The following is a 20,936-nucleotide window of genomic DNA, read 5'->3' as shown; positions in this document are numbered from 1 at the left end:
TCAGGCCGCCTTGGGCTCGTGGCGGTCTCCCCCGCTCGCCTTGGGCGCCAGCCGTACCACATCCGCCTGGACGAAGCGGCCACTGCCGCCCTCGCCGGACTCCCCGTTGATGCGGGAGAGCAGCACCGGGTCGGCCAGCGCCAGCAGCACCCCGACGACCAGGCCGATTCCCAGTAATGCGAACCCGATGGCAACCATCTCTGTCCCCTTTCCGACATATCCAGCATCCGTGATCTCCTCCCCCGCCGCCTCCGCTGAAGGATGGGTCTGCGGCGCGCTGGCTCGGCCGAACGGTTGATACGACTTGTCCGACTTCCGGCCTAGGCTCGGGGCCGTGGGTGATTCCAAGCGGCTCGTGTACTGGATCCGGCGGCTGAGCGAGATCGCGATGCTCGGCTGGCTGGGCATGATGCTGCTGATCGATCTCCTGGTGGCGGGGAGCATCGGGGGTTTCCAATGGCTCGTCCCGTTCTGCGGCGGGTGCGGCATCGCGGCCGTGGTGCTGCGGCGCAGACATCGGGTCGACGGGTTCGCCATCATGCTGGCGCTGTCGTTCGGCACCTCCGTCACGATCGGCGGCGGCGGCTTCAACGGCGCGCCCGGCATGGCGGAGACGGGATCGCTGCTCATCCTGATCATCGGCGTGCTGCGGCACGCGGAGCCGGTACGCCGGGCGGCGGTGCTGGCCTGCGCCGGACTGATCGTGCTGATGGCCGAGGGCCTCGGGCGCGACTACGAGAACGCGGGGCTGGTGTTCTCCTTCGTGTTGTTCGCGGGCTGGTCGACGGCGGCCGGGATCGGCGGCTACCTCCGCTTCCAGCAGGAGCGCCGCACGGAGGCCGTGCATTCGGTACGGCGGGCGGAGCGGCTGGAGCTGGCCAGGGAGCTGCACGACCTGGTCGCCCACTACATCACGGGCATCGTGGTCCAGGCACAGGCCGCACGTACGGTGGCCCAGACGAAACCGGAGGCGGTGGCGCCCGCGCTCGACGCGATCGCCACGGCCGGGTCCGAGGCGCTGACCTCGATGCGGCGCATGGTGGCGGTGCTGCGTACCGAGGACGACGCGGCCCGCAAGCCCGGCACCACACTGGCCGACCTGCGCATCCTGACCGACCGGTTCTCGGCCGACGGGCCGAAGGTGGCGTTCGAGGTCGGGCAGGGGCTGGACGATCGCACGCTGCCGCCGGAGGTCATGACCACCCTGCACCGGGTGCTGCAGGAGTCGCTGACGAACGTGCGCAAGCACGCGTCTCGTGCCGCCTGGGTGGAGGCGGATCTGCGGAGGTACGAGAAGGTCGTGGTGTTGCGGGTGCGGAACTTCGGGGCCTCCGCGTCAGATCCGCGGGTGGCCCGCCTTGGTGGCGGATTCGGGCTGGTCGGCATGGCCGAGCGCGTGGAGGCGCTGGGCGGCAGGCTCTACGCGGGCCCGTCCCCGGAGGGCGCTTGGGCGGTGGTCGCCGAGTTCCCCCTGCTGCGAGCCGGGTCCCCCGCGCCCGGCTCCTCTATGCCTTGAGGCGAGGTCCGGCTCCTTCGGCGTACGCCCGCTCGAACGCCTCGCCCCCCAGGGCGGCGCGCAGCCGGGCGGTGATCCGGTCCACGTCCCGCCGCTCGCCAGAGGGCAGCGGCGCGCCGACGGCCCGCCTGATGCCGGCGGCCGCCCCGACCATCCGGGCCGCCTCCGCGAGCTGCCCTGCCTCGGCCTGGTCTCCGAGGGACAGAGCCCCGGCCAGGCCTTCGAGGGACAGCGCGATGGCCCTGGGGTCGCCGGTCTCGCGCGCCGCCTCGTATCCCTCCCGCTGCCGGCTCAGCGCCGCCTCCGCGTCACCCCGCTGCTCGGCGACGAAGCCCAGCTCCGCCATCACGAACGCGATCCCGGGCGTCCCCCGCACCCGCCGCAGGAAGTCCAGCACCGGCCGCAGATGCGCCTCCGCCTCCTCGTACCGGCCCTGCCGCCGGGCGCTCATGGCCAGCCCGAGCAGGGCGTTCTCCTCGGCCGACCGGTAGGACTGGGCGACCGCCAGCCGCCTGGCCCGCTCGTGGTAGTCGTCGGCCCGCTCGTAGTCGCCCGCCAGCAACGCGATCCGCCCGATGGCCGCGAGCCGGAACGACACCTCGAAGCCCAGCTCCTCGGCCAGCCGCAGCGCCTCCTCGCGCAGCCGAGCGGTCTTGGGGTAATCGCCACGGATCTCGGCCGCCCGATCGAGCACGTCCATCGCCTCGATCTGCCCCCACGCGTCACCCAGCTCCCTGAACAACGCGAGCCCGCGCTCCCCGTCCCGCTCCATCGCCGCCAGGTCGGCCCGGCCGACGGCGAGCTTGGCGCGCAGGCACAGCGCCGCCGCCACACCCCACCGGTCACCCAGCTCCTCGTACGCGGCCAGCGCCCGATCCGCCGCCGCCTCGTGCGCCGCCCCGTCGCCGTAAGCCCACCGAACGTGGGTCAGCAGCCAGTCGGCCAGCGCCGTGCCCGCCCGATCGAGCCCGGCACGACGCACCGGCGAGACGGGCTCGCCGAGCAGCAGCTCGATCCCCGCCAGCCAAACGGACGCCCGAGCCGCCAAGGCCTCGTCGGTCCCGCCGGCCAGGGCGGCCGCCAGCGACCTACGTGCCTCGCTGAGCCCGCCACGCAACATCCAGTACCAGGCAAGGGAGTTGACCAGCCGCAACGCGTCCGGCCCCGCGAGCGCGAGCCGCAGGTTGGCACGCTCGGCGTCGAGCCGCGCGAGCCACTCCCGCTGCGCCGGTCCTCTGAGATCCGCACGTTCGGCCAGCTCGGTGTAGTAACGGGCATGCCGGGCCGTGATCAGATCGTCCTCACCCGCCTCGGCCAGCCGCTCCCGGCAGTAGGCGGCCACCGATTCCAGCAGCCGGAAACGCGGCCCGGCACCGCGTACCACCAGGGACCGGTCCACCAGCCTGGCCAGCGTGTCCAGCACGTCCACGCCAGGCTCGGCGCACACCTCCTCGGCCGCCTCCAGTGAGCACCCACCGGCATGCACCGCCAGGCGCCGCAACACCACCCGCTCGTCCCGGGAAAGCAGCTCCCAGCTCCAGTCGATCATCGCCCGCAACGTACGCTGCCGCTCCGGCGCATCCCGCATCCCCGCCGTCAGCACCCGGAAACGATCGTCCAGCCGATCGGCCAACCCCCGCACCCCCAGTGCCCGCACTCGGGTGGCCGCCAGCTCCAAGGCCAGGGGAAGCCCGTCCAGCCTGGCGCAGATCTCCGCCACGTCCGCGTCCGGCTCGATCCCCGCCCGCTCCGCGAACAACTCCACCGCCGCCTCCGGCGCCAGCGGCGGCACGCTCCACAACCTCTCGCCCTCGATGCGCAGCGGATCCTGGCTGGTGGCCAGGATCCGCAGCCCGGGCGCCGCCCGCAACAACCGCCCGGCCAGTGCGGCGACCTGCTCCACGACGTGCTCGCAGTTGTCCAGCACCAGCAGTGTCTGCCTGCCCCGCAGCGCTGCCGCCAGCCGATCGACCATGGACCCGGCCACGTCATCCCGCAACCCCAGGACGCCGCCGACCGCCTCCGCCACCTCGGCCATCCCCGCGTGCGGCCGCAGCGCCGCCAGCTCCGCCAGCCACACTCCTCCGCCGAAGGAGTCGCCCACGGGTGGCTCCAGGGCGCCGGCCGCCAGGGCCTCAGGACGCGGGTCCATGGTTGCCGCGGCCGCCAACGCCAGCCGCGTCTTGCCCACTCCGCCCGGGCCTGTGAGCGTGACCAGACGACCGTCCAGGAGCAGCGCACGGACCTCGGCCAACGCCTCCTCCCGCCCCACCAGGCCGCTCAGCGGCGCGGGAAGGTTGGACCGAGGCCGCACGACGACGTCCAGCGCCGGATCCTGGCGCAGGATCGCCTGGTGCAGCCGGCTCAGCTCGGACGACGGGTCAACCCCGAGCTCGTCGCGCAGCCGCTCCCGCAGGTCCTCGTACGCGGCCAGCGCCTCGCTCTGCCGCCCGCCCCGGTACAGGGCCAGCAGGTGCGAGGCACGCAACCGTTCCCGCAGCGGGTGGAGGGCGACCAGCTCCGCCAGGTCGACCCGTTCGCCGAGCGACAGCCGTACCTCCGCCTGCTCCTCCAGCGCCGCCAGGCGCGTCTCCTCCAGGCTCGCGGCCTCGGCGCGGGCGAAGCCGGCGTCGGGGAAGTCGGCGTACGCGGGCCCGCGCCACAACGCCAGCGCCTGCTCCAGCTCCGCCGCCCGCGTGGCGGGATCCGGGGAGCGGCGGTCGACGAGGGCGCGGAAGCGGGCGGCGTCGCTGTCGTGGGCCGCCAGCCGGTAGCCGGCGGGCTCGTGCCTGATCAACGAGGCGTCGCCGAGCGCGCGGCGCAGCTGGGAGACCCGCGCTTGGAGCGTCCCGACCGGGTTGCGGCCGGCCCGGGCGCCCCACAGGTCCTCGACCAGCCGGTCGACCGGCACCGGCCCGCCGCCGTGCGCCAGAAGATCGGCCAGCAGCGCGCGAACCTTGGCCTCGGGCACGTGAACAGACCGGCCGTCCGCCCACACGGCCAGCGGCCCGAGCACCCCGAAACGCACCACGCCATTACCAACCCGTAGCCGGCCAGAAGGATTTCCGTAGCCGCGTGTCCCAAGGTGAGGGCATGAGTGACGTGACGATTGTGGGGCTCGGCCCGATGGGATCGGCGATGGCCGAGACGCTGCTGGCCGCCGGCCACCGGGTCAAGGTGTGGAACCGTACGGCGAGCAAGGCAGAACCGCTGCTGGCCAAGGGCGCCGGGCAGGCGGCGACGGCGGCGGACGGCGACCTGCTGGTGGTCAGCCAGATCAGCTACCAGGCGATGTACGACAGCATCGGCGACGCCCGCCTGGACGGGAAGGTGCTGGTCAACCTCAGCTCCGACAGCCCAGAACGGCTGCGCGCGGCGGCCAGGTGGGTGGCCGGGCGCGGCGGCACGCTGATCACCGGCGGCATCATGGTCCCGCCGCCCGGGATCGGGCAGCCCGGGGCGTACACCTTCTACAGTGGCCCCAAAGACGTGCTCGACCAGCATGCGACAACCCTGGAAGCACTGAGCGAGATCACGTACGTGGGCGAGGACGAGGGCCTGGCGATGATGTACTACCAGGCCCAGCTGCTGATCTTCTGGTCGAGCCTGACCAGCCACATGCACGCCATGGCCATGCTGCGCACGGCAGGCGTGTCGCCGCTGGAGTTCCTGCCGTTCGCGCAGGAGACCTTCACCCAGCTGGGCAGTGACGACGGCCCCATGGCGTACGCGAAGATCCTGGCCGAGGAGTTCGAAGCCGAGACGTATCCGGGCGAGCAGAACTCCCTGCGCATGCAGGCCGTCGGCCTGGGCCACGTCGTCGAGGCCCTGGAGGAGGCCGGCATGGAGACGACGGTGCCGAACGCGCTCAAGAGACTCTTCGAGCGCGCCGACGCCGAAGGCCGCGGCCACGAGGGCCTCGGCACCGTCATCGAATCGATCAGAAAGCCCTAATGATTGGCGAGGAAGGCGAGCAGGTCCTGCCGGGTGATCAGCCCGGCGGGCTTGCCCTCTTCCAGCACAACAGCCGCATCAGCCTTCTCCAGCGCTTCGACCGCACGTGCCACAGGTTCACCACTGCCGATCGTGGGTAGCGGCGCGGACATGTGATCGGCGATCGGGTCGTCGGAGGAGAGCCTGCCGTGGTAGAGGGCTTCGAGGAGATCCCGCTCGACGATGGAGCCGACGACCTCGGCCGCCATGACCGGCGGCTCCTCCTTCATCACCGGCAACTGGGACACGGAGTACTCGCGCATGATCGCGATGGCCGTGCTGACGGACTCGTGCGGGTGCGCGTGCACGAACTCCGGCATCGCCCGACCCTTACGCGCCAGCACATCGCCGACCAGCCCCTCGTCGGAGGACTCGGTCAGGAAGCCGTAGTCGGCCATCCAGTCGTCGTTGAAGATCTTCGACAGGTAGCCGCGGCCGCCGTCCGGCAGCAGCACGACCACCACGTCGTCCTTGCCCGCCTTGGCCGCCACCTGCAGCGCCGCCACGACCGCCATCCCGCAGGAGCCGCCGACCAGCAGCCCCTCCTCGCGGGCGAGCCGGCGGGTCATGTTGAAGGACTCCTTGTCGGACACCGCGATGATCTCGTCGCAGATCGTGGTGTCGTACGTGTCCGGCCAGATGTCCTCGCCGACCCCCTCGACCAGGTACGGCCGCCCGGACCCGCCGGAGTAGACCGAGCCCACGGGGTCCGCACCGATGATCTTCACCCGGCCGTCGGAGGCGTCCTTGAGGTAGCGGCCCGCGCCGCTGATCGTGCCGCCGGTGCCGATGCCCGCGACGAAGTGCGTGACCCGGCCCTCGGTATCCGCCCAGACCTCGGGCCCCGTCGAGTGGTAGTGGGACTCGGGGTTGTTGACGTTGGAGTATTGGTTGGGCTTCCAGGCGTTGGGCACCTCGCGCGCCAGCCGGTCGGAGACCGAGTAGTACGAGTCGGGATGGTCGGGCGAGACGGCCGTCGGGCAGACCACGACCTCGGCCCCGTACGCGCGCAGCACCGCGATCTTGTCCTGGGCCACCTTGTCCGGCACCACGAACAGGCACCGATACCCCCTCTGCTGCGCCACGATGGCCAGGCCCACACCGGTGTTGCCGGACGTCGGCTCGACGATGACGCCGCCGGGACGCAGCTCGCCCGACTTCTCGGCGGCCTCGATCATGCGTACCGCGATGCGGTCCTTGACCGAGCCGCCCGGATTGAAGTACTCGACTTTGGCGAGCACCTGGGCGGGCAATCCCGCGGAAACCTTCTGCAGCCGAACCAGCGGGGTGTTACCCATGAGATCGACCAGGGAATCGTAAACGCGCACCGAGGTGTTCACCTTCTTTGCCAAAGCTTGATCAGCTTGCCTGTGGCCGAGATCCAGTGGGGGTGGCAGGCCCTCGGCTAGTTTTTCAAGCAAACGCTACCGCCGAGTTCGACCAGGGGAGGCACGTACGTGGTCTGGCCAGCTGGGGTGGCCCGCGCGGCACGCAAGATCGCGACCGCGGCGGCGCTCGGAGGGGGCGGGCTGACGGCGCTGGGCGCCACGGCGTACGCCCTGCTGATCGCGGAAGGACTGCTCGCGCGCAAGGCCATCGGCCAGCCGCACGGCCTGGACGGCCCCCTGTCCGACGGCGAGTACGGCGACTTTCCCGGTGAGCCGCTCAAGCTCGCCATGCTCGGCGACTCCACGGCCGTCGGCCTCGGCATGACCGACCCCGCCGACACCCCGGGCGTGTTGCTCGCCAACGGCCTGGCCGCGGTCTCCGAGCGCCCGGTGCGCCTGCTCGTCGCCGCCAAGTCCGGCACGCCGTCGGCCGAGCTGGGCGAGCAGGTGGACCAGGCCCTGGCCATGGAGCCCGACGTGGCGGTGATCTTCGTGGGGGCCAACGACATCATCACGCAGACCCCGCCCGCGATCGCCGTACGTCATCTGACCAAGGCCGTGCGGCGGCTGCGGGACGCGGAGATCGAGGTGGTCGTGGGGACGTGCCCGGACCTCGGCACGGTGCGCCCGATCTCGCAGCCGCTGCGGTGGGTGGCCCGGCGGTGGAGCCGGCAACTGGCGGCGGCGCAGACGGTTGCGGTGGTGGACGCGGGCGGGCGCACGGTGGCGTTCGCCGACGTCCTTGGCCCAGAGTTTGCGACAAATCCGACAGAAATGTTCGGACCCGATCGTTTCCATCCATCTGCCCGAGGTTACGCGCAGGCCGCTTACGCGGTGCTACCGTCGGTGTGCGCTGCGTTGGAGCTGTGGCCTGAGCCGCGCCCCGCGCGCGGCGAGGCACTGCAACCGATCTACCTTGCGGCGGCTACGGCCGCGGAGGAGCCCGGCACCGAGGTCACCGCGACCCAGGTCGACGGGCGGGCGACGGGCCTGCACGGGAAGTGGGCGTCGTTGTTCCGCCGGCGACTCGGCGAGCAGCTCAACGAGTCCTGACCCCCAATCGCGACTCGGCCTCGGCTCAGGCTTGGCGAGCGCTCGACGACGCCCGGCCACGGTCACCCTCCGCGCCCAAGTGGTCGCTATACGTCCCTTTGGAGGGTATTGCCCGTGCTCCGGCCCCTCTGGAAACCGTCCATCGCCCTCGCCGGAACTCTGGCCGCCGCCGCCTGCTCCGGCAGCGACGCGGCCACCACCGACAAGTTCCCGACCTGGCACAACACCCAAGTCAACGCGGTCAGCCGCATGGCGGTGGCCGGCGGGGTCGTCGCCACGACCTCCATGAAGCCCGACGGCACGCTGGAGACCGTCGCGATCGGCCTGCGCGACGGCAAACGCCTGTGGGCCTACCCGGCCACCATGGCGGGCCGCCTGCCCGGCATGGGCGTCTCCGCCCCCGCGATCGTCGAGACGGCCAAGGGCCAGGGCCTGGTCGTCGCGCTCGACCCGGCGAAGAAGGCCCAGTGGAGCGCCACCCTCATCGCCCGCGACGCCCACTCCGGGGTGCAGAAGTGGACCAGGCCGGTGCATTCGACGTTCGGGCCGCAGCGCTGCGGGCCCTACATCTGCCTCTCCGAGCACACTGCCCTGGCCAAGGCCCGCATGGTGGTGCTCGATCCGGCGACGGGGAAACAACTGTGGAAGCTGCCCGGGATCTCCGAGGTCGAATGGTCCGACCCGGCGCGGGTGCTGCTGCTCAGGCTGTCCGCCAATCCCGTGATCGAGTCGTACGAGCTCAAGACCGGCAAGCTGCAGTGGCAGCAGCCGATCGAGCAGGCTCTGGGGCCTGGCGTCGACCTGTCGGGGGGCTGGGCGTTCGGCGCGGCCGGGGACAACCTGGTCGGCTACGTCGCCCCGTACACCAGCCCCCAGACGAAGAAGATCTCCACCTTCGGGCTCTTCTCCGTCAAGATCGCTGACGGGACGATCAACTGGATCCGGCCCTCGGTCGTCCGCGTCTATCCGAGCGGCAACCCCGGCTACGCCCCGGTCGTACGCCCCGTCGACCGGCAGGGCGCCTACGGCGGCTTCGCCCGGCTCGACTCCGGGTCCGGCCGGGTGATCGGGCAGATCACCGCGTCCGACGTGCCGGGCTCGGGCTGGTGGCTGGCCTTCCCCGACCGCATGGACAAGCTGGGCTTCCTCAAGCACAACACCAAGGGGACGGCCTTCGACCTGGTCTCCGGCAAGCCCGTGCCGGCGGAGAAGGAACGCGGCTGGTCCTTCTGCGTCACCGACCCCAAGCCGCTGCCGCTGCGCGGGCAGCCTCCGGGCTTCTACTCGACGGCGGCCATTTGCCAGTACGACCTGGGCACCGGCAAGCGGGCCGACCCAGCGAGCGCGCCGCCGCCCTGGTTCACCGGCAGCCAGGAGGGGTGGCGGTTGTGGCGCGACGAGAAGGGCACCCTGCACGCCGTCAACGATCAGACGGCATCCGCTCCGGGCATGTACGGGTAGCCGCCCGCGGGGCTTTCGGAGCAGGACTGGAATATAGTTCTGCTATAAGCGCCGACAAAGGAGGGGCCATGCCCGAGGCAGTCATCGTCGCAACCGCGCGTTCGCCCATCGGACGAGCCTTCAAGGGCTCGCTCAAGGAGATCAGGCCCGACGACCTGACCGTGCAGATGATCAAGGCGGCGCTGGCCAAGGTGCCCCAGCTCGACCCCCACACGATCGACGACATCATGCTGGGGTGCGGCCTGCCGGGCGGCGAGCAGGGCTTCAACATGGCGCGGGTGGTGTCCGTCATGCTCGGCCTGGACGACGTGCCAGGCACCACCGTGACGCGCTACTGCTCCTCGTCGCTGCAGACCACCAGGATGGCCTTCCACGCGATCAAGGCGGGCGAGGGCGACGTGTTCGTGTCCGCGGGGGTGGAGGCCGTCTCGCGCTTCACCAAGGGCAGCTCCGACTCGCTGCCCGACACCCACAATCCGATCTTCCTGGACGCGCTGGCCCGTACCAAGAAGTTCACCGAGGGCGGGCAGACCTGGCACGACCCGCGCGAGGACGGCGCGATCCCGGACATCTACATCGCGATGGGGCAGACCGCCGAGAACCTCGCCGAGCTCAAGGGCGTCACCCGGCAGGAGCAGGACGAGTTCGGGGTCCGGTCACAGAACCTCGCCGAGAAGGCGCTGGCCGACGGATTCTGGGCCAAGGACATCACGCCCGCGACCATGCCCGACGGGACCGTGGTCAGCAAGGACGACGGGCCGCGGGCCGGGACCACGTACGAGAAGGTCGCCACCCTGCAGCCGGTCTTCCGGCCCGACGGCACCGTCACGGCCGGCAACTGCTGCCCGCTCAACGACGGGGCGGCCGCCGTGATCGTGATGAGCGACGTCAAGGCCGCCGAGCTGGGGATCACGCCGGTCGCCCGGATCGTGTCCACCGGGGTGTCCGCGCTGTCGCCCGAGATCATGGGGCTGGGGCCCGTGGAGGCCAGCCGGCAGGCGCTGTCGCGGGCGGGGATGGCCATCGAGGACGTCGACCTGGTCGAGATCAACGAGGCCTTCGCCGCTCAGGTGATCCCGTCGTATCGGGAGCTGGGGATCGACCTGGATCGGCTCAACGTGAACGGAGGGGCGATCGCGGTGGGGCACCCGTTCGGGATGACCGGGGCGCGCATCACGTCCACGCTGGTCAACAGCCTCCAGCACCACGACAAGAGCATCGGGCTCGAGACGATGTGCGTCGGCGGCGGCCAGGGCATGGCGATGCTCCTCGAGCGCCTGAGTTGAACCCCCGTCCTTGACGGTTGCCGTGGCCGGCCGCCCGCCGTCATGGGTCGGCGTCTGTCCAGGGAAACGGCCTCTGACCGGGTGACGGCGGCCCGCCGCTACGCGAGCCCCCGTTGCCCGGCTTCCGTGGCGACCCGTTACCCCGCGCCGTGCCCCGCCCGGAGCGCCGACCGCGTTGCGCCGAGCGCCACCGCCACGCCGGAAGCCGCAGACGCCCCAGAGGAGCGGATCACCCGTGGTGGTCCGGGCCGGCGTGGATCGGGGTGATGCGGAGGATGACGCGGCGTTCGCGGATCATGGCGGCGCGGTAGTCCGCCCAGTCCGGGTGCTCTCCCGAGATGTTGCGGTAATAGGAGACCAGGTGATCCATGGCCTCGGGGAGGAGGATGATGTCGGCCGTCCCGTCCACCTGGATCCAGTCGCCGTAGAAGGCGTTCGTGAAGACGCAGAGTGAGACGTGCGGGTCGCGGCGGGCGTTGCGGACTTTGACCGCCGTCTCCCTGCTGCTGATGACGATGTGCTCGTCCTCGACCCCGGCCGTCACCGGCGACATCTGCGGGCGCCCATCGCGATGCCGGGTGAGCAGGACGGCGTTGTGGTTGGCGCGGAGGAAGGCGAGAGCCTTGTCGAGATCCATTCCCTCATGATGACGCGCCCGCGTCTGGGACGCGGGCGCGGGGACGGATGGGCTTAGATGAAGCCCATGCGGTTACGGCGATGCCGCTCGTGTTCGTGGACGATCGCGGCGGCGTAGCCGTGGGTGAGCCCGTGCTCGTCGGCAAGCCAGTTGGCCCGCTCGTCGCATCTCAGGAAGCTCGGGCCGTTGTCGATGGCTTGGAACCACTCTGGGAGTTCGCGTCCCGTTATGGCCGGGACCCTTGCGATCAGCTTTGTCTGCGTCTCCGGTGAGTGGTTCAAGGACATGGGCACCTCCGCGGATAACGGTCCTTTGCTCGACAGTGCAACACGTCCGTCCGAATGGCAACCCCCTAGCCAGGCATCATTTCGTGACGGCACGTAGATTTTCGGTCGCACAAAGAGAGGGCCCCGCCTGAACGGCGAGGCCCACCCGGGTGACGCTGGTGCTAACGATCAGTCACTGTTGCTGAAATAGCTGATGAAGCGGAGCACCTCGAGGTAGATCCAGACGAGGCTCAGCGTCAGGCCGAAAGCGCACTGCCACGCGAACTTCTCCGGAGCGCCCTGCTTGACCCCCTGCTCGATCGAGTCGAAGTCGAGCAGCAGGAAGAAGCAGCCGATCAGGATCATGACGATGCTGAAGGCCCATCCGATCGGGCTGTCGGTGCGCAGGCCGAGGCCGACGCCGTTGAACAGTCCGACGAGCAGGTTGACGAGCACGAGCCCGACGGCCGCGATCGCGGCGGCGATGCCGTACTTCACCAGCTTCGGCGTGACGCGGATCACACGGAGTGAGTAGACGGTCAGCACGGCGCCGAAGGCGAAGGCCGTGCCGAGCACCGCCTGCAGCACGATGCCGCTGATGGCGCCTTCGAAGACGGAACTGATCTTGCCGAGGAACACGCCTTCGAACAACGCGTACGCCAGGATGAGCGCCGGGTTGGTGCTCTGCGTGAACGCGGCGATCAAGCCCAGGATCATCGCGACGATGGCCGCGCCGATCGCGACCATGGGTGGCACGTTGAGCACCCATGCTGCCGCGGCGGCCAGCACGAGGGTGCCGAGGGTCAGAAACCCGCGCACCACTACGTCGTCGAGGGTCATGGTCCGGTATGCGGGCCCGCTCGGCGGGGCGTACGACGGGGCGTCGTACATGTTCTGCAGGTGGTCGGGAGACGGGGTTGGGCCTGCCCAACCCCCCGCCTGCTGACGCGACCTGCTGAATACGGGGTTCTTGCTCTCCATCGCTGCCTCCTGTGACACCGAGCCTACGGGGCGGGGTGGCACCTTGGTCAACTTGCGCTCAGATCGATGTTCATTTGGGACTTCGGCAGGGTTGACAACGAACGTGGCCACCAGAGAGTTCCCATGGTCACGCGGGCTATGGGAAAACGGATTTCCAATGGTAGAAGCAGGTGCCCCCGGCGGGATTCGAACCCGCACGTCAACCCTTTTAAGGGGTTTGCCTCTGCCATTGGGCTACGGGGGCGCCGCAATCATACGAAACGGACCATGCTTCCGAGGAGCACAACTTCGCATCAGGCGTCACAACTGTGAAGTCTGCGGTGAAGTGATAGGGCTCCTGGCACTCTGTCCAAGAAGAGTAGACCGTCCAGATGGTCCAGTTGGTGCTGAATGCAACGGGCTTCGAAGGCATCAGCTTCGATGGTGACTGCCTCGCCGGTGCCTGGCAAATGCCCATGTACGGTGATACGCGTAGCGCGCAGGACGTCAGCCGTGAGCCCGGCGATCGAGGCGCACCCCTCTCGCCCGTGATCCCAATGGGATGCTCCGGCGAGGCGTGGATTGGCCACCACGAGCTCTCCAGCCGACGATCGGCCGCGGGGGTGGACCCGGGTGTCAAAGGCGATCAGGCGCAGTCTCAGGCCGATCTGAGGGGCCGCCAGGCCGGTCGTGGACGGCTCATGGCGGAGGGTGGCCAGCAGATCCGCGGCGGCCGCCACGACGTCGGGGTCGGTCGGGTCCACCGGCTCGGCCACGGCGGACAGGATCGGATGCGGGGCGCAGAGCACATTCCGCGGAGTTCCGGCGGGAGACGCCCCTCCGCGGAGGATCCCGCCAGAGCGCGGCGTGCCCCGGGGCCCGTTCACAGGCCTTCCTTCGCCGATCTCATGCGCACGTGGCCGCGTCCAACGGCTCGCCCCCTCACAGCAGGTCCGGTTCGACGGGGCGGAAGGTGATCTCTGAGTCGAGGCTGGCGCCGACGGCGGCCAGCCTGCGCATGAGCGCCGCCACGTCCACCTCCTTCGGCAGCTCGACGTCGGCGATGAGCACGTACAGCCGCCCCGTGAGCCGGGTGCTCATGCCGGTGATGTTCCCGCCGTCCGCCGCCAGCACGGCGCTGATGGCCGAGATGATCCCGGGCCGGTCGGGGCCGTGCACGGTCAGCACGTAGCCGAGCCCGCCCCCGTCCTCGCAGAAGTGGCGGCGGGCCTCGATGGCCGACGCGGTCACCACCAGGTCGGGCGCCCGCAGCCGCTTGAGCAGCTCGGCGGAGTCCAGGTCGCCGGAGACCAGGAGCATCATCGCCACATGGCCGCCCAGCAGCGTCATGGTCGAGTCCTGGATGTTCGCCCCGCAGTCGGCGAGCGAACCGGTGACTGCGGCGATCACGCCGGGCCTGTCCACGCCGAGCACGGTCACCGCTGAGAGCCCCACCCGTGTCTACCCCTTCCGCTTGCGCCAGGGGGCGCCGAGCCGCCCCGGCGATGATCGCCGGGGCGCTGCCGTACCCGGGCTAGCGGCGCATCGTCGCGACGGCGGCCCTGAAGCCCTCGCGCGGGTGCTCCATCTCACCCAGCGAGATCGTCTCTCGCTTGAAGAACAGAGCCAGGGTCCAGTCGACGACGACACGGACCTTGCGGTTCAGCGTCGGCACCCGCGACAGATGGTAGGTGCGGTGCATGAACCACGCAGGGAATCCGCGAAGCTTGACGCCATAGACATTGGCGACGCCCTGATGCAGGCCCAGCCCGGCAACCGATCCGACATACTTGTGCCGATATTCGACCAGTTGCTGTCCGCGCAGGTGACGGATGATGTTGTCGGCCAGCACCTTGGCCTGCCGGACCGCGTGCTGGGCGTTGGGCGCGCAGTACTGCCCCGGGTTCGTCACGTCGGGCACCCCGGCGGCGTCGCCGGCGGCGAAGGCGTCCCGCGTTCCCGCGATGGTGAGCATGGTGGTGGTCTTGATCCGGCCGCGCTCGTCGAGGGGCAGGTCGCTGTCGTTCACCACCGGGCTGGGCTTGACGCCCGCGGTCCACACGAGGGTCTCGGCGTCGAACTCCGAGCCGTCGGAGAGGATCACCCGGCCGCCCTCGCACGACTCCAGCCGGGTCTCGATCTTGACGTCGATGCCGCGCTCGCGCAGTTGCTCCAGTGTCCACTTGCCCATCTCGGGGCCGACCTCGGGCAGCACCCGGTTCGTCGCCTCGACGAGCACCCAGCGGATGTCGGACGGCTCGATGTTGCGGTAGTAGCGCACCGAGTCCTTGGCCATGTCCTCGAGCTCGGCGAGCGCCTCCACGCCCGCGAAACCCGCGCCGACCACGACGAACGTCAGCGCCCTGCGCTTCACCTCGGGATCGTCGGTCGACTCGGCCACGTCCAGCAGGTGCAGCACGCGGTTGCGCAGCGCGATGGCCTCGCCCACGGTCTTGAAGCCGATGCCGATGTCGGTCAGGCCGGGGATGGGCAGCGTGCGGGAGATGGAGCCGGCGGCCATCACGATCACGTCGTAGGCCACCTGGCGCGGCTCGCCCTCGGGCGGCTGGAAGGTGACGGTGCGCTCGGCGTGGTCGACCTTGGTGACCCTGCCGTTGAGTATGCGCGCCTTCGGCAGGATCCGCCGCAGCGGGGCGACCAGGTGCCGGGGCGACAGGTTACCCGCGGCCGCCTCAGGCAAGAAGGGCTGGTAGGTCATGTAGGACTGGGGGTCGATGATCGTGATGCGCACCTCGCCACCGCGCAGCTCGCGATGGAGCTTGCGCTGCAGCCGGAGCGCCGTGTACAGGCCGACGTATCCGCCACCGACGATCAATATGTGCTTGTTCATCCTGAGGCCCCATCCCTCGTGGAATGCTTGTGAAAGCATTCACAAGCTTACGTCAAGCACTCTCGATGAATCCAATCCGGGCGTGGTGCAACGCGTCACACAGCCAGTGACCTGGCCCTGGTGAAGACATCGTCCAGCATTTGGGCGGTGACGCGGCCGGTGAACGTGTTCTGCTGGCTGGGGTGGTAGCAGCCGAGCAGGGTGACGGGGGCATCGGCGTACCGGGCCTGGGCCTCGAAGCCGTGCCCGAACGGCGGCCGGCTGCGCGGCAGCTCGTAGCCGGCGTCCTTCAGCGCCGGCCACATGGCCTGCCAGGCGTACCCGCCGAGCGCCACGACCACCCGCACGGTCGGCGCGACCAGCGCCAGCTCGCGGGCCATCCACGGGAAGCACGTGCTCTTCTCCGACGGCGTGGGCTTGTTGGCCGGCGGCGCACAGCGGACAGAGGCCAGCACGCGCGTGCCGATGAGCTCCTGCCCGTCGCCGGCGTGCGTGCTGGTCTCCTGCGCCGCCAGGCCGCTGCGGTACAGGGAGGCGAACAACCAGTCGCCGCTGCGGTCACCGGTGAAGATCCGCCCGGTCCTGTTGCCGCCGTGCGCGGCCGGGGCGAGGCCGACCAGCACGATCCGCGGGCGCTCGTCGCCCCAGCCGGGGACCGGACGGCCCCAGTACGTCTCGTCCGCGAACGCGCGCCGCTTCGCCGTGGCGACTTCCTCACGCCACTCCACCAGGCGGGGACAGGCGCGGCAGACGGACTGCCTGGCCGTGAGCTCCGCGAGGGTGCTGCTGGAGGCGGCGAGGCGGCGCACGTCCGCGGGGTCGAGCGCGACCGGCGTGTCAGCGGTCGCGGGGTCGCCGGGCCAGCCGGTGCCAGGAGGTACGAAGCTCATGACACCGATGGTGCCCGATCACTTCGTGGGCGTCGGACTCGGCGTGGCGGCCGGGCAGCCGGACGACGACGGGACCGGCACCGGCATGCCGTCCTTGAGCCTGCCCTTCTTCGCCATCTCGGACTTCAGCTCGACGAGCGGGAGCGGGTAGCGGTTCAGTATCGGCTCGCCGCACGACCGGTCGACCATGTAGCCGTAGCTCTCCGGGTCGGTGGTGAGCGGGTTGCCGTCCTGGTCGTAGAGGTAGACGTCGGTCAGCGGGGTGCCGTCCTTGGCGTAGGGCTTGATGTTGTAGACGCCCTTCGCCCCCGTGCCGACCAGCAGCACATTGGGACCCGGCTCGACCATCGCGACCGGCCGCGAGTCCGGGCCGGACGACGACTCCGCCGCCATCAGCCCGGCCAGCAGCACCAGGACGGAGACCGCGTTGAGCGCGGTGGCCAGCACGCCGGCCGGCCGTCCCCCGCGCCGCCTGCCCAACCAGACCGATGCCCAGACGGCCACCGCGACCACGGCCCAGTCGGCGAGGCTCCCGGGCACGATCCTGCCCTCGCCGCTCAGCGACAGCAGCAGCATGGCCAGCAGGTAGCCGCGCAGCACCCACCAGCCGGGCCGCAGCTCGGGCAGGAAGGCCACGAAGCTCTGATACGGCCCTTGCCGCAACAACGTGGCGTGCGCTCCCAGCGCCCACTCCCGCGGGCGCGCACGGCGCTTCTGGCGGCTCTCCGCGCGGCCTCCGTACGCGGCCATGAGCTCTTCGGCGTAGACGGACGGCGGGCCGAGCCGGTCTTCGAGCGGCACGTCGGACTCCGCCGCGATCTCCAGCAGATGGTCGTCCAGGTCCTCGAGCAGCTCTTCTCTGTCGGGGTGGCCGCCCACGGCATCGCGCACGGCCTGCGCGTACTCTTCGGGGGTCATCGGGGTCCCTCCTTCAGCAGGGAGGCCATGGTGGCCGCGAAAGAGGCCCAGGTCTTGGCGGAGGTGGCGTACATGCCCCTGCCGACCTCGTTGAGCCCGTAGTACTTGCGGTGCGGCCCCTCGTCGGAGGCCACCACATAAGAGGTCAGGGCGCCTGCCTTGAACAGGCGGCGCAGCGTTCCGTACACGGAGGCGTCGCCGACCTCTTCCAGGCCCGCCTCCCTGAGCCTGCGCACGACGTCGTAGCCGTAGCCGTCGCGCTCGTTGAGCACGGCCAGCACGGCCAGGTCGAGCACGCCCTTGAGCAGCTGGCTGCTATCCACGCTATGCACACTACTGCGCAAAGCGTAGTAGTAGCAACGAGAAAAACCGGGTGGACGCACGGAGGCGCCACCCGGTTCTTACTCGCTCAAGACCTCATTCACGCCTTCGTCGGGGCGGACGGGTCGGAGGCGGGAGCCGGGACGTTGCACGCGGCGTAGGTCTGCGTGATCGTTTCGGCGTTGTTCGGCCCGGTGACCGTCAGCGTGACGTTGCCGCCCTTGACGGCGTCACCGGTCAGCGGGAGTTCGGAGAGCGTGACGGTCTGCGACCCAGCGCCGCCGAACACGGTCTCACCCTTGGCCACGGACGTGCCGTTCACCGACCAGGTCCACTGGACCTTCGCGGAGCCCGTCGCGCCGACGGTGGCGTGGGCGCCCACCTTGCAGCCGTCGTGGTTGGTGGCGGTCACCAGATTGGAGACCGAGACCTTCGTGACGGGAGCGGGGGCAGGGTCCTTGCACCAGACCTTGTAGTAGGCCCGGTTCGAGGACACGTGGTCGGGACGGAGGACCTCCAGCTGCGCCCAGCCGCGGTGGCTGTCACGCGGGGAGAGGCCGAAACCGACCTTGCTGGCGCGGTAGACCTTCACCTTGCCGTAGTCGACGACGTCGCCGTTGAGCACCCAGCGGTAACGGACCCAGCTCGGCCTGTCGACCTTGATCAGGCCGGTGAAGCCGATCTTGTTGCCGGGGGTGCACTCGCCGACGTACGTGTCGGGGCTGGCCCAGGCGCGGGCCGACACCGACGGGGCCGACGGCACGTGGATATCGACCTTGGGCTCCTCAGCCGGCTTCTCACAGGAGACGGAGAAGTAGCCCTTCTTCGACGTGTACTTCTTCGGACCGAGGACCTGAATGGCCTCCCAGCCCTTGACGTCGTCCTTGAAGGTGATGGACTGCTTGGCCGTCACCGTCTTGGTGCCCTTGCCCGTGAGCTTGATCACCTTGACCTTGCTCTTGGACCCGTCACCGTGCAGCCAGCGGTACGCCAGCTCGGTCTTGCCCTTGACGGACACCTTGATCTTGGCCGAGAAGTTGACCTTGACCGGGCAGGAACCTTCGTACTTGCCCGGAGTGGCCTTGGGCGCGGACGCCGAGACCTTCGGCCCGCCCTTGGTCGTGGTCGCCGCCTGCGCGGGGCCGGCGACCAGGCCCGCGGACAGGGCGGCCAGCGCGGCGACCGACGCGCCGAAGGCCGCCGCCTTGCGCGCTGCTAACCCAGCGAACTTCATGTGAGAGTGCTCCATTCCGTGAGGGAAAAGACGCGCTCGGGAACGGTCGCCACGCCGGTACCTCCCGTACACAGCGATATGGCAAAGCCCCCGTAATGCCTCTTTACCTAAGCACAATAATGATTGCACACTCAACACAGGACGTAGATCTGAAATGTCCGGATTTAGCCACCGCTATCGGGCCAGCGACCAGGCAATACCGTCGAGGATGTCATGTTCGCTCACGACGACCTGCGAAAACGCGAAACGGCGCACGATCCGGTCCAGAATTAGCGCACCGGCGCCAATCACGTCAACTCTTCCTGGGTGCATGACCGGAACGGCGGCACGCTCACCATGGGTCATCGCGAGCAGCCGCCGCGTGACGTCGTGGACCTGGCCGGCCGAGATGCGGGAGTGGTGGATCCGCGCCGGCTCATAGGCCGGCAGGTCGAGCGCCATGCCCGCGACCGTCGTCACCGAGCCGGCCAGGCCCACCAGCGTGTGCGCCCGCTGGACCGGCACTTCCGCCTCGACCCGGTCGAGCGCCGCCTCGATGTCGGCCACGACGGCCTCCAGCGCGGGCGCGGACGGCGGGTCGCCGGCGTCCTTGAGATGCCGCTCGGTCAGGCGTACGCAGCCGATGTCCACCGACAGCGCGGCCTCGGCGTGCTCCGCGCCGATCACGAACTCCGTGGACCCGCCACCGATGTCCACCACCAGATAAGGCGGCAGCGGCCCCTGCGGGACCTCCGTCTCGGGCGACAGCCTGAGCAGGCCCTTGGTCGCGCCGACGAAGGACAGCTCGGCCTCCTCGGCGCCCGTCACCACCTCGGGCTCCACGCCGAAGATCTCGCGGACCCCGTCGACGAACTCCTGCCGGTTGGCCGCGTCCCTGGTCGCGCTCGTGGCCACCACGCGGGTGGCGACGGCGCCGTGCCGCTCGATCAGCTCGCGATAGGCCCGCATGGCCTTGAACGTGCGTTCCAGCGCGTCGGGGGCGAGCCTGCCGGTCCGGTCGACGCCCTGGCCGAGGCGGACGATCTCCATCCGGCGCTCGACGTCGTCGATCAGCTCGTCGCCGACGTCGGCGACGAGCAGGCGTACGGAGTTGGTGCCGCAGTCGACGGCGGCTACACGCATGGTCCGTCACTCCACCAATCGGGGAGGGCGTCGAGCGCCTCCCTGCCGAACGGGTTGACCCCGGGCGCCGCCAGCTCGTGCGCGACGAGCGCGTGCAGGCACTTGACCCGCTGCGGCATGCCTCCCGTGCTCTGCATGTCGCGAGGGAGCGGCTCCAGGCCCTCCTCCTGCGCCGCCTTGTCCCGCCTGGCGACGTAGTCGTCGTGCGCGGCCTGGTAGGCGGCGGCCAGGTCGGGGTCCGTGGCCAGCCTGGCCTGCATCTCCCGCATCAGGCCGGAGCCCTCCAGGGTGCCGATGGCCGAGGCCGCCTTGGGGCAGGTCAGGTAGTAGAGGGTCGGGAACGGCGAGCCGTCGGGCAACCGCGGTGCGGTCTCCACCACGTCGGGGTTGCCGCACGGGCAGCGGTGCGCCACCTTGCGCAGCCCGCGGGGTGGCCGCCCGAGCTGCTGCCGCACGACCTCGACGTCGCGCTCATGGTCGCGCCCGCTTCGGCCCTCAGTGGTCACAGCCTCATCCCGTCCGGCGGCTCGGTCGCCATATGCCGTCGCCTCCCCCGCAGCGGCGCGTCCCTCGCTCTCTCCGGCCGAGCCGCTGCGCTCAGGACTGTCCAACACTTTCCTTCCCCGTGACGGCCCTGCGTCCGGTGCCCTTGTCGGTGGCCTCCACGGACTCCCAGAGCGTCTGGTACCACGGCGGCACCGCGGCGGGCTGTTTCACGGTCGCCTGCTCCTTGCCCTGCTCGGGCTCCATCACCACGAAGCACTTCTCGCCGGGACCGCAATAATGCAACCGTTCCTTGGCCGTCTTCTTGATCCAGTTGGGGTCGTTGCTCTGCCGGTCGCGAGCCAGCAGCGCCTGTTTCTCCGCCTCGACCCTGGCCTTCTCCGCCCGCAGCTCGGAGATGCTGCGGCGCAGGCTGATGTACTCGCGCACAGGGTAGGCCAGGCTCATCGCGATCGCGCACACCACGACGGCCAGGATGGCGGCCCGCCCGGTCAGCTGCGGTCTCTTCGCCACTTGCTGCTCCCTGCTCATGGCCG

General features: G+C 70.2%; 21 protein-coding genes and 1 tRNA gene. 5 read left to right on the top strand and 17 right to left on the bottom strand.

All coding sequences use genetic code 11. From position 1 onward, the window contains the following. Entirely contained in the window at positions 1 to 198 is a 198-nt protein-coding gene (locus ETD86_RS14520) for a hypothetical protein (RefSeq protein ID WP_138666673.1), read from the bottom strand. Positions 199 to 334: 136 nt separating this feature from the next. On the opposite strand from ETD86_RS14520, the gene ETD86_RS14515 reads away from it, so the two are divergent. Next, a complete protein-coding gene (locus tag ETD86_RS14515) occupies positions 335 to 1,516 on the top strand; it encodes a sensor histidine kinase (RefSeq protein ID WP_138666672.1) in 1,182 nt (393 codons plus the stop codon). Here the strand turns inward: ETD86_RS14515 and ETD86_RS14510 are convergent. Continuing rightward, on the bottom strand, positions 1,506 to 4,547 hold the full coding sequence (locus tag ETD86_RS14510; protein WP_342779269.1) for an ATP-binding protein: 3,042 nt from the start codon (positions 4,545 to 4,547) through the stop codon (positions 1,506 to 1,508). The two genes, ETD86_RS14515 and ETD86_RS14510, sit on opposite strands and share 11 nt — an antisense overlap. A 62-nt stretch (positions 4,548 to 4,609) precedes the next feature. On the opposite strand from ETD86_RS14510, the gene ETD86_RS14505 reads away from it, so the two are divergent. After that, on the top strand, positions 4,610 to 5,470 hold the full coding sequence (locus ETD86_RS14505) for an NAD(P)-dependent oxidoreductase (protein ID WP_138666671.1): 861 nt from the start codon (positions 4,610 to 4,612) through the stop codon (positions 5,468 to 5,470). Here ETD86_RS14505 and ETD86_RS14500 read toward each other — a convergent pair. Then, positions 5,467 to 6,837 carry a cystathionine beta-synthase gene (locus tag ETD86_RS14500; protein ID WP_138666670.1) on the bottom strand — a complete coding sequence of 457 codons (1,371 nt, stop codon included), beginning with the start codon at positions 6,835 to 6,837 and terminating at the stop codon, positions 5,467 to 5,469. The two genes, ETD86_RS14505 and ETD86_RS14500, sit on opposite strands and share 4 nt — an antisense overlap. A gap of 129 nt (positions 6,838 to 6,966) precedes the next feature. Here ETD86_RS14500 and ETD86_RS14495 point away from each other — a divergent pair, with 129 nt between their 5' ends. From ETD86_RS14495 to ETD86_RS14485, 3 genes are all read left to right on the top strand, one after another. After that, the gene (locus ETD86_RS14495; RefSeq protein WP_246147902.1) at positions 6,967 to 7,950 is read left to right on the top strand and encodes an SGNH/GDSL hydrolase family protein; all 984 of its coding nucleotides are present in this window, start codon (positions 6,967 to 6,969) and stop codon (positions 7,948 to 7,950) included. 114 nt (positions 7,951 to 8,064) lie between these two features. Continuing rightward, a complete protein-coding gene (locus ETD86_RS14490; protein WP_138666669.1) occupies positions 8,065 to 9,411 on the top strand; it encodes a PQQ-binding-like beta-propeller repeat protein in 1,347 nt (448 codons plus the stop codon). A 68-nt stretch (positions 9,412 to 9,479) separates the two neighbouring features. Then, positions 9,480 to 10,697 (top strand): acetyl-CoA C-acetyltransferase, encoded by a 1,218-nt coding sequence (locus ETD86_RS14485; protein WP_138666668.1) that lies wholly within the window; start codon positions 9,480 to 9,482, stop codon positions 10,695 to 10,697. Positions 10,698 to 10,926: 229 nt separating this feature from the next. Here the strand turns inward: ETD86_RS14485 and ETD86_RS14480 are convergent, their stop codons facing one another. The 14 genes from ETD86_RS14480 to ETD86_RS14415 form a co-directional block, all read right to left on the bottom strand. After that, the gene (locus tag ETD86_RS14480) at positions 10,927 to 11,334 is read right to left on the bottom strand and encodes a PPOX class F420-dependent oxidoreductase (protein ID WP_138666667.1); all 408 of its coding nucleotides are present in this window, start codon (positions 11,332 to 11,334) and stop codon (positions 10,927 to 10,929) included. 53 nt (positions 11,335 to 11,387) lie between these two features. Then, on the bottom strand, positions 11,388 to 11,621 hold the full coding sequence (locus ETD86_RS14475; protein WP_101788372.1) for a DUF4287 domain-containing protein: 234 nt from the start codon (positions 11,619 to 11,621) through the stop codon (positions 11,388 to 11,390). Between the two features lie 168 nt (positions 11,622 to 11,789). Further along, positions 11,790 to 12,581, bottom strand: coding sequence for a Bax inhibitor-1/YccA family protein (locus tag ETD86_RS14470; protein ID WP_138666666.1), 792 nt, complete (start codon positions 12,579 to 12,581; stop codon positions 11,790 to 11,792). A gap of 171 nt (positions 12,582 to 12,752) precedes the next feature. Continuing rightward, a tRNA-Leu gene (locus ETD86_RS14465) sits at positions 12,753 to 12,825 on the bottom strand. 49 nt (positions 12,826 to 12,874) lie between these two features. After that, entirely contained in the window at positions 12,875 to 13,369 is a 495-nt protein-coding gene (locus ETD86_RS14460; protein WP_281286906.1) for a peptide deformylase, read from the bottom strand. A gap of 133 nt (positions 13,370 to 13,502) precedes the next feature. After that, the gene (locus ETD86_RS14455; RefSeq protein ID WP_127936495.1) at positions 13,503 to 14,015 is read right to left on the bottom strand and encodes a glycine cleavage system transcriptional repressor; all 513 of its coding nucleotides are present in this window, start codon (positions 14,013 to 14,015) and stop codon (positions 13,503 to 13,505) included. Between the two features lie 79 nt (positions 14,016 to 14,094). Continuing rightward, positions 14,095 to 15,411, bottom strand: a complete 1,317-nt coding sequence (locus ETD86_RS14450; protein WP_138666665.1) for an NAD(P)/FAD-dependent oxidoreductase — start codon at positions 15,409 to 15,411, stop codon at positions 14,095 to 14,097. A gap of 95 nt (positions 15,412 to 15,506) precedes the next feature. Then, positions 15,507 to 16,301, bottom strand: a complete 795-nt coding sequence (locus tag ETD86_RS14445) for a uracil-DNA glycosylase (RefSeq protein ID WP_138666664.1) — start codon at positions 16,299 to 16,301, stop codon at positions 15,507 to 15,509. Between the two features lie 18 nt (positions 16,302 to 16,319). Next, on the bottom strand, positions 16,320 to 17,219 hold the full coding sequence (locus ETD86_RS14440) for a hypothetical protein (protein WP_138666663.1): 900 nt from the start codon (positions 17,217 to 17,219) through the stop codon (positions 16,320 to 16,322). After that, positions 17,216 to 17,542: a PadR family transcriptional regulator gene (locus ETD86_RS14435; RefSeq protein ID WP_138666662.1), complete on the bottom strand. Its 327-nt coding sequence runs from the start codon at positions 17,540 to 17,542 to the stop codon at positions 17,216 to 17,218. Before ETD86_RS14435 ends, ETD86_RS14440 begins: the two co-directional genes overlap by 4 nt. Before the next feature lie 98 nt (positions 17,543 to 17,640). After that, positions 17,641 to 18,774, bottom strand: a complete 1,134-nt coding sequence (locus ETD86_RS14430) for a hypothetical protein (RefSeq protein WP_138666661.1) — start codon at positions 18,772 to 18,774, stop codon at positions 17,641 to 17,643. Between the two features lie 174 nt (positions 18,775 to 18,948). After that, positions 18,949 to 19,896: a Ppx/GppA phosphatase family protein gene (locus tag ETD86_RS14425; protein ID WP_138666660.1), complete on the bottom strand. Its 948-nt coding sequence runs from the start codon at positions 19,894 to 19,896 to the stop codon at positions 18,949 to 18,951. Then, positions 19,887 to 20,402: a DUF501 domain-containing protein gene (locus ETD86_RS14420; protein WP_138666659.1), complete on the bottom strand. Its 516-nt coding sequence runs from the start codon at positions 20,400 to 20,402 to the stop codon at positions 19,887 to 19,889. Before ETD86_RS14420 ends, ETD86_RS14425 begins: the two co-directional genes overlap by 10 nt. Before the next feature lie 91 nt (positions 20,403 to 20,493). Beyond that, positions 20,494 to 20,913, bottom strand: a complete 420-nt coding sequence (locus ETD86_RS14415; RefSeq protein ID WP_138666658.1) for an FtsB family cell division protein — start codon at positions 20,911 to 20,913, stop codon at positions 20,494 to 20,496. Positions 20,914 to 20,936 lie beyond the last annotated feature (23 nt).

The organism is Nonomuraea turkmeniaca (assembly GCF_005889735.1).
GTDB lineage: Bacteria > Actinomycetota > Actinomycetes > Streptosporangiales > Streptosporangiaceae > Nonomuraea > Nonomuraea turkmeniaca.
Note: the sequence above shows the minus strand (reverse complement) of the source record. Positions and strands in the feature narration are given on the sequence as shown.

Excerpts from the sequence above, each read along its gene's own strand:
- ETD86_RS14485 (WP_138666668.1), top strand. The coding sequence starts at position 9,480 with ATGCCCGAGGCAGTCATCGTCGCAACCGCGCGTTCGCCCATCGGACGA.
- ETD86_RS14440 (WP_138666663.1), bottom strand. The coding sequence starts at position 17,219 with ATGACCCCCGAAGAGTACGCGCAGGCCGTGCGCGATGCCGTGGGCGGC.
- ETD86_RS14475 (WP_101788372.1), bottom strand. The coding sequence starts at position 11,621 with ATGTCCTTGAACCACTCACCGGAGACGCAGACAAAGCTGATCGCAAGG.
- ETD86_RS14425 (WP_138666660.1), bottom strand. The coding sequence starts at position 19,896 with ATGCGTGTAGCCGCCGTCGACTGCGGCACCAACTCCGTACGCCTGCTC.
- ETD86_RS14445 (WP_138666664.1), bottom strand. The coding sequence starts at position 16,301 with ATGAGCTTCGTACCTCCTGGCACCGGCTGGCCCGGCGACCCCGCGACC.
- ETD86_RS14480 (WP_138666667.1), bottom strand. The coding sequence starts at position 11,334 with ATGGATCTCGACAAGGCTCTCGCCTTCCTCCGCGCCAACCACAACGCC.
- ETD86_RS14505 (WP_138666671.1), top strand. The coding sequence starts at position 4,610 with ATGAGTGACGTGACGATTGTGGGGCTCGGCCCGATGGGATCGGCGATG.
- ETD86_RS14450 (WP_138666665.1), bottom strand. The coding sequence starts at position 15,411 with ATGAACAAGCACATATTGATCGTCGGTGGCGGATACGTCGGCCTGTAC.
- ETD86_RS14430 (WP_138666661.1), bottom strand. The coding sequence starts at position 18,774 with ATGAAGTTCGCTGGGTTAGCAGCGCGCAAGGCGGCGGCCTTCGGCGCG.
- ETD86_RS14470 (WP_138666666.1), bottom strand. The coding sequence starts at position 12,581 with ATGGAGAGCAAGAACCCCGTATTCAGCAGGTCGCGTCAGCAGGCGGGG.
- ETD86_RS14520 (WP_138666673.1), bottom strand. The coding sequence starts at position 198 with ATGGTTGCCATCGGGTTCGCATTACTGGGAATCGGCCTGGTCGTCGGG.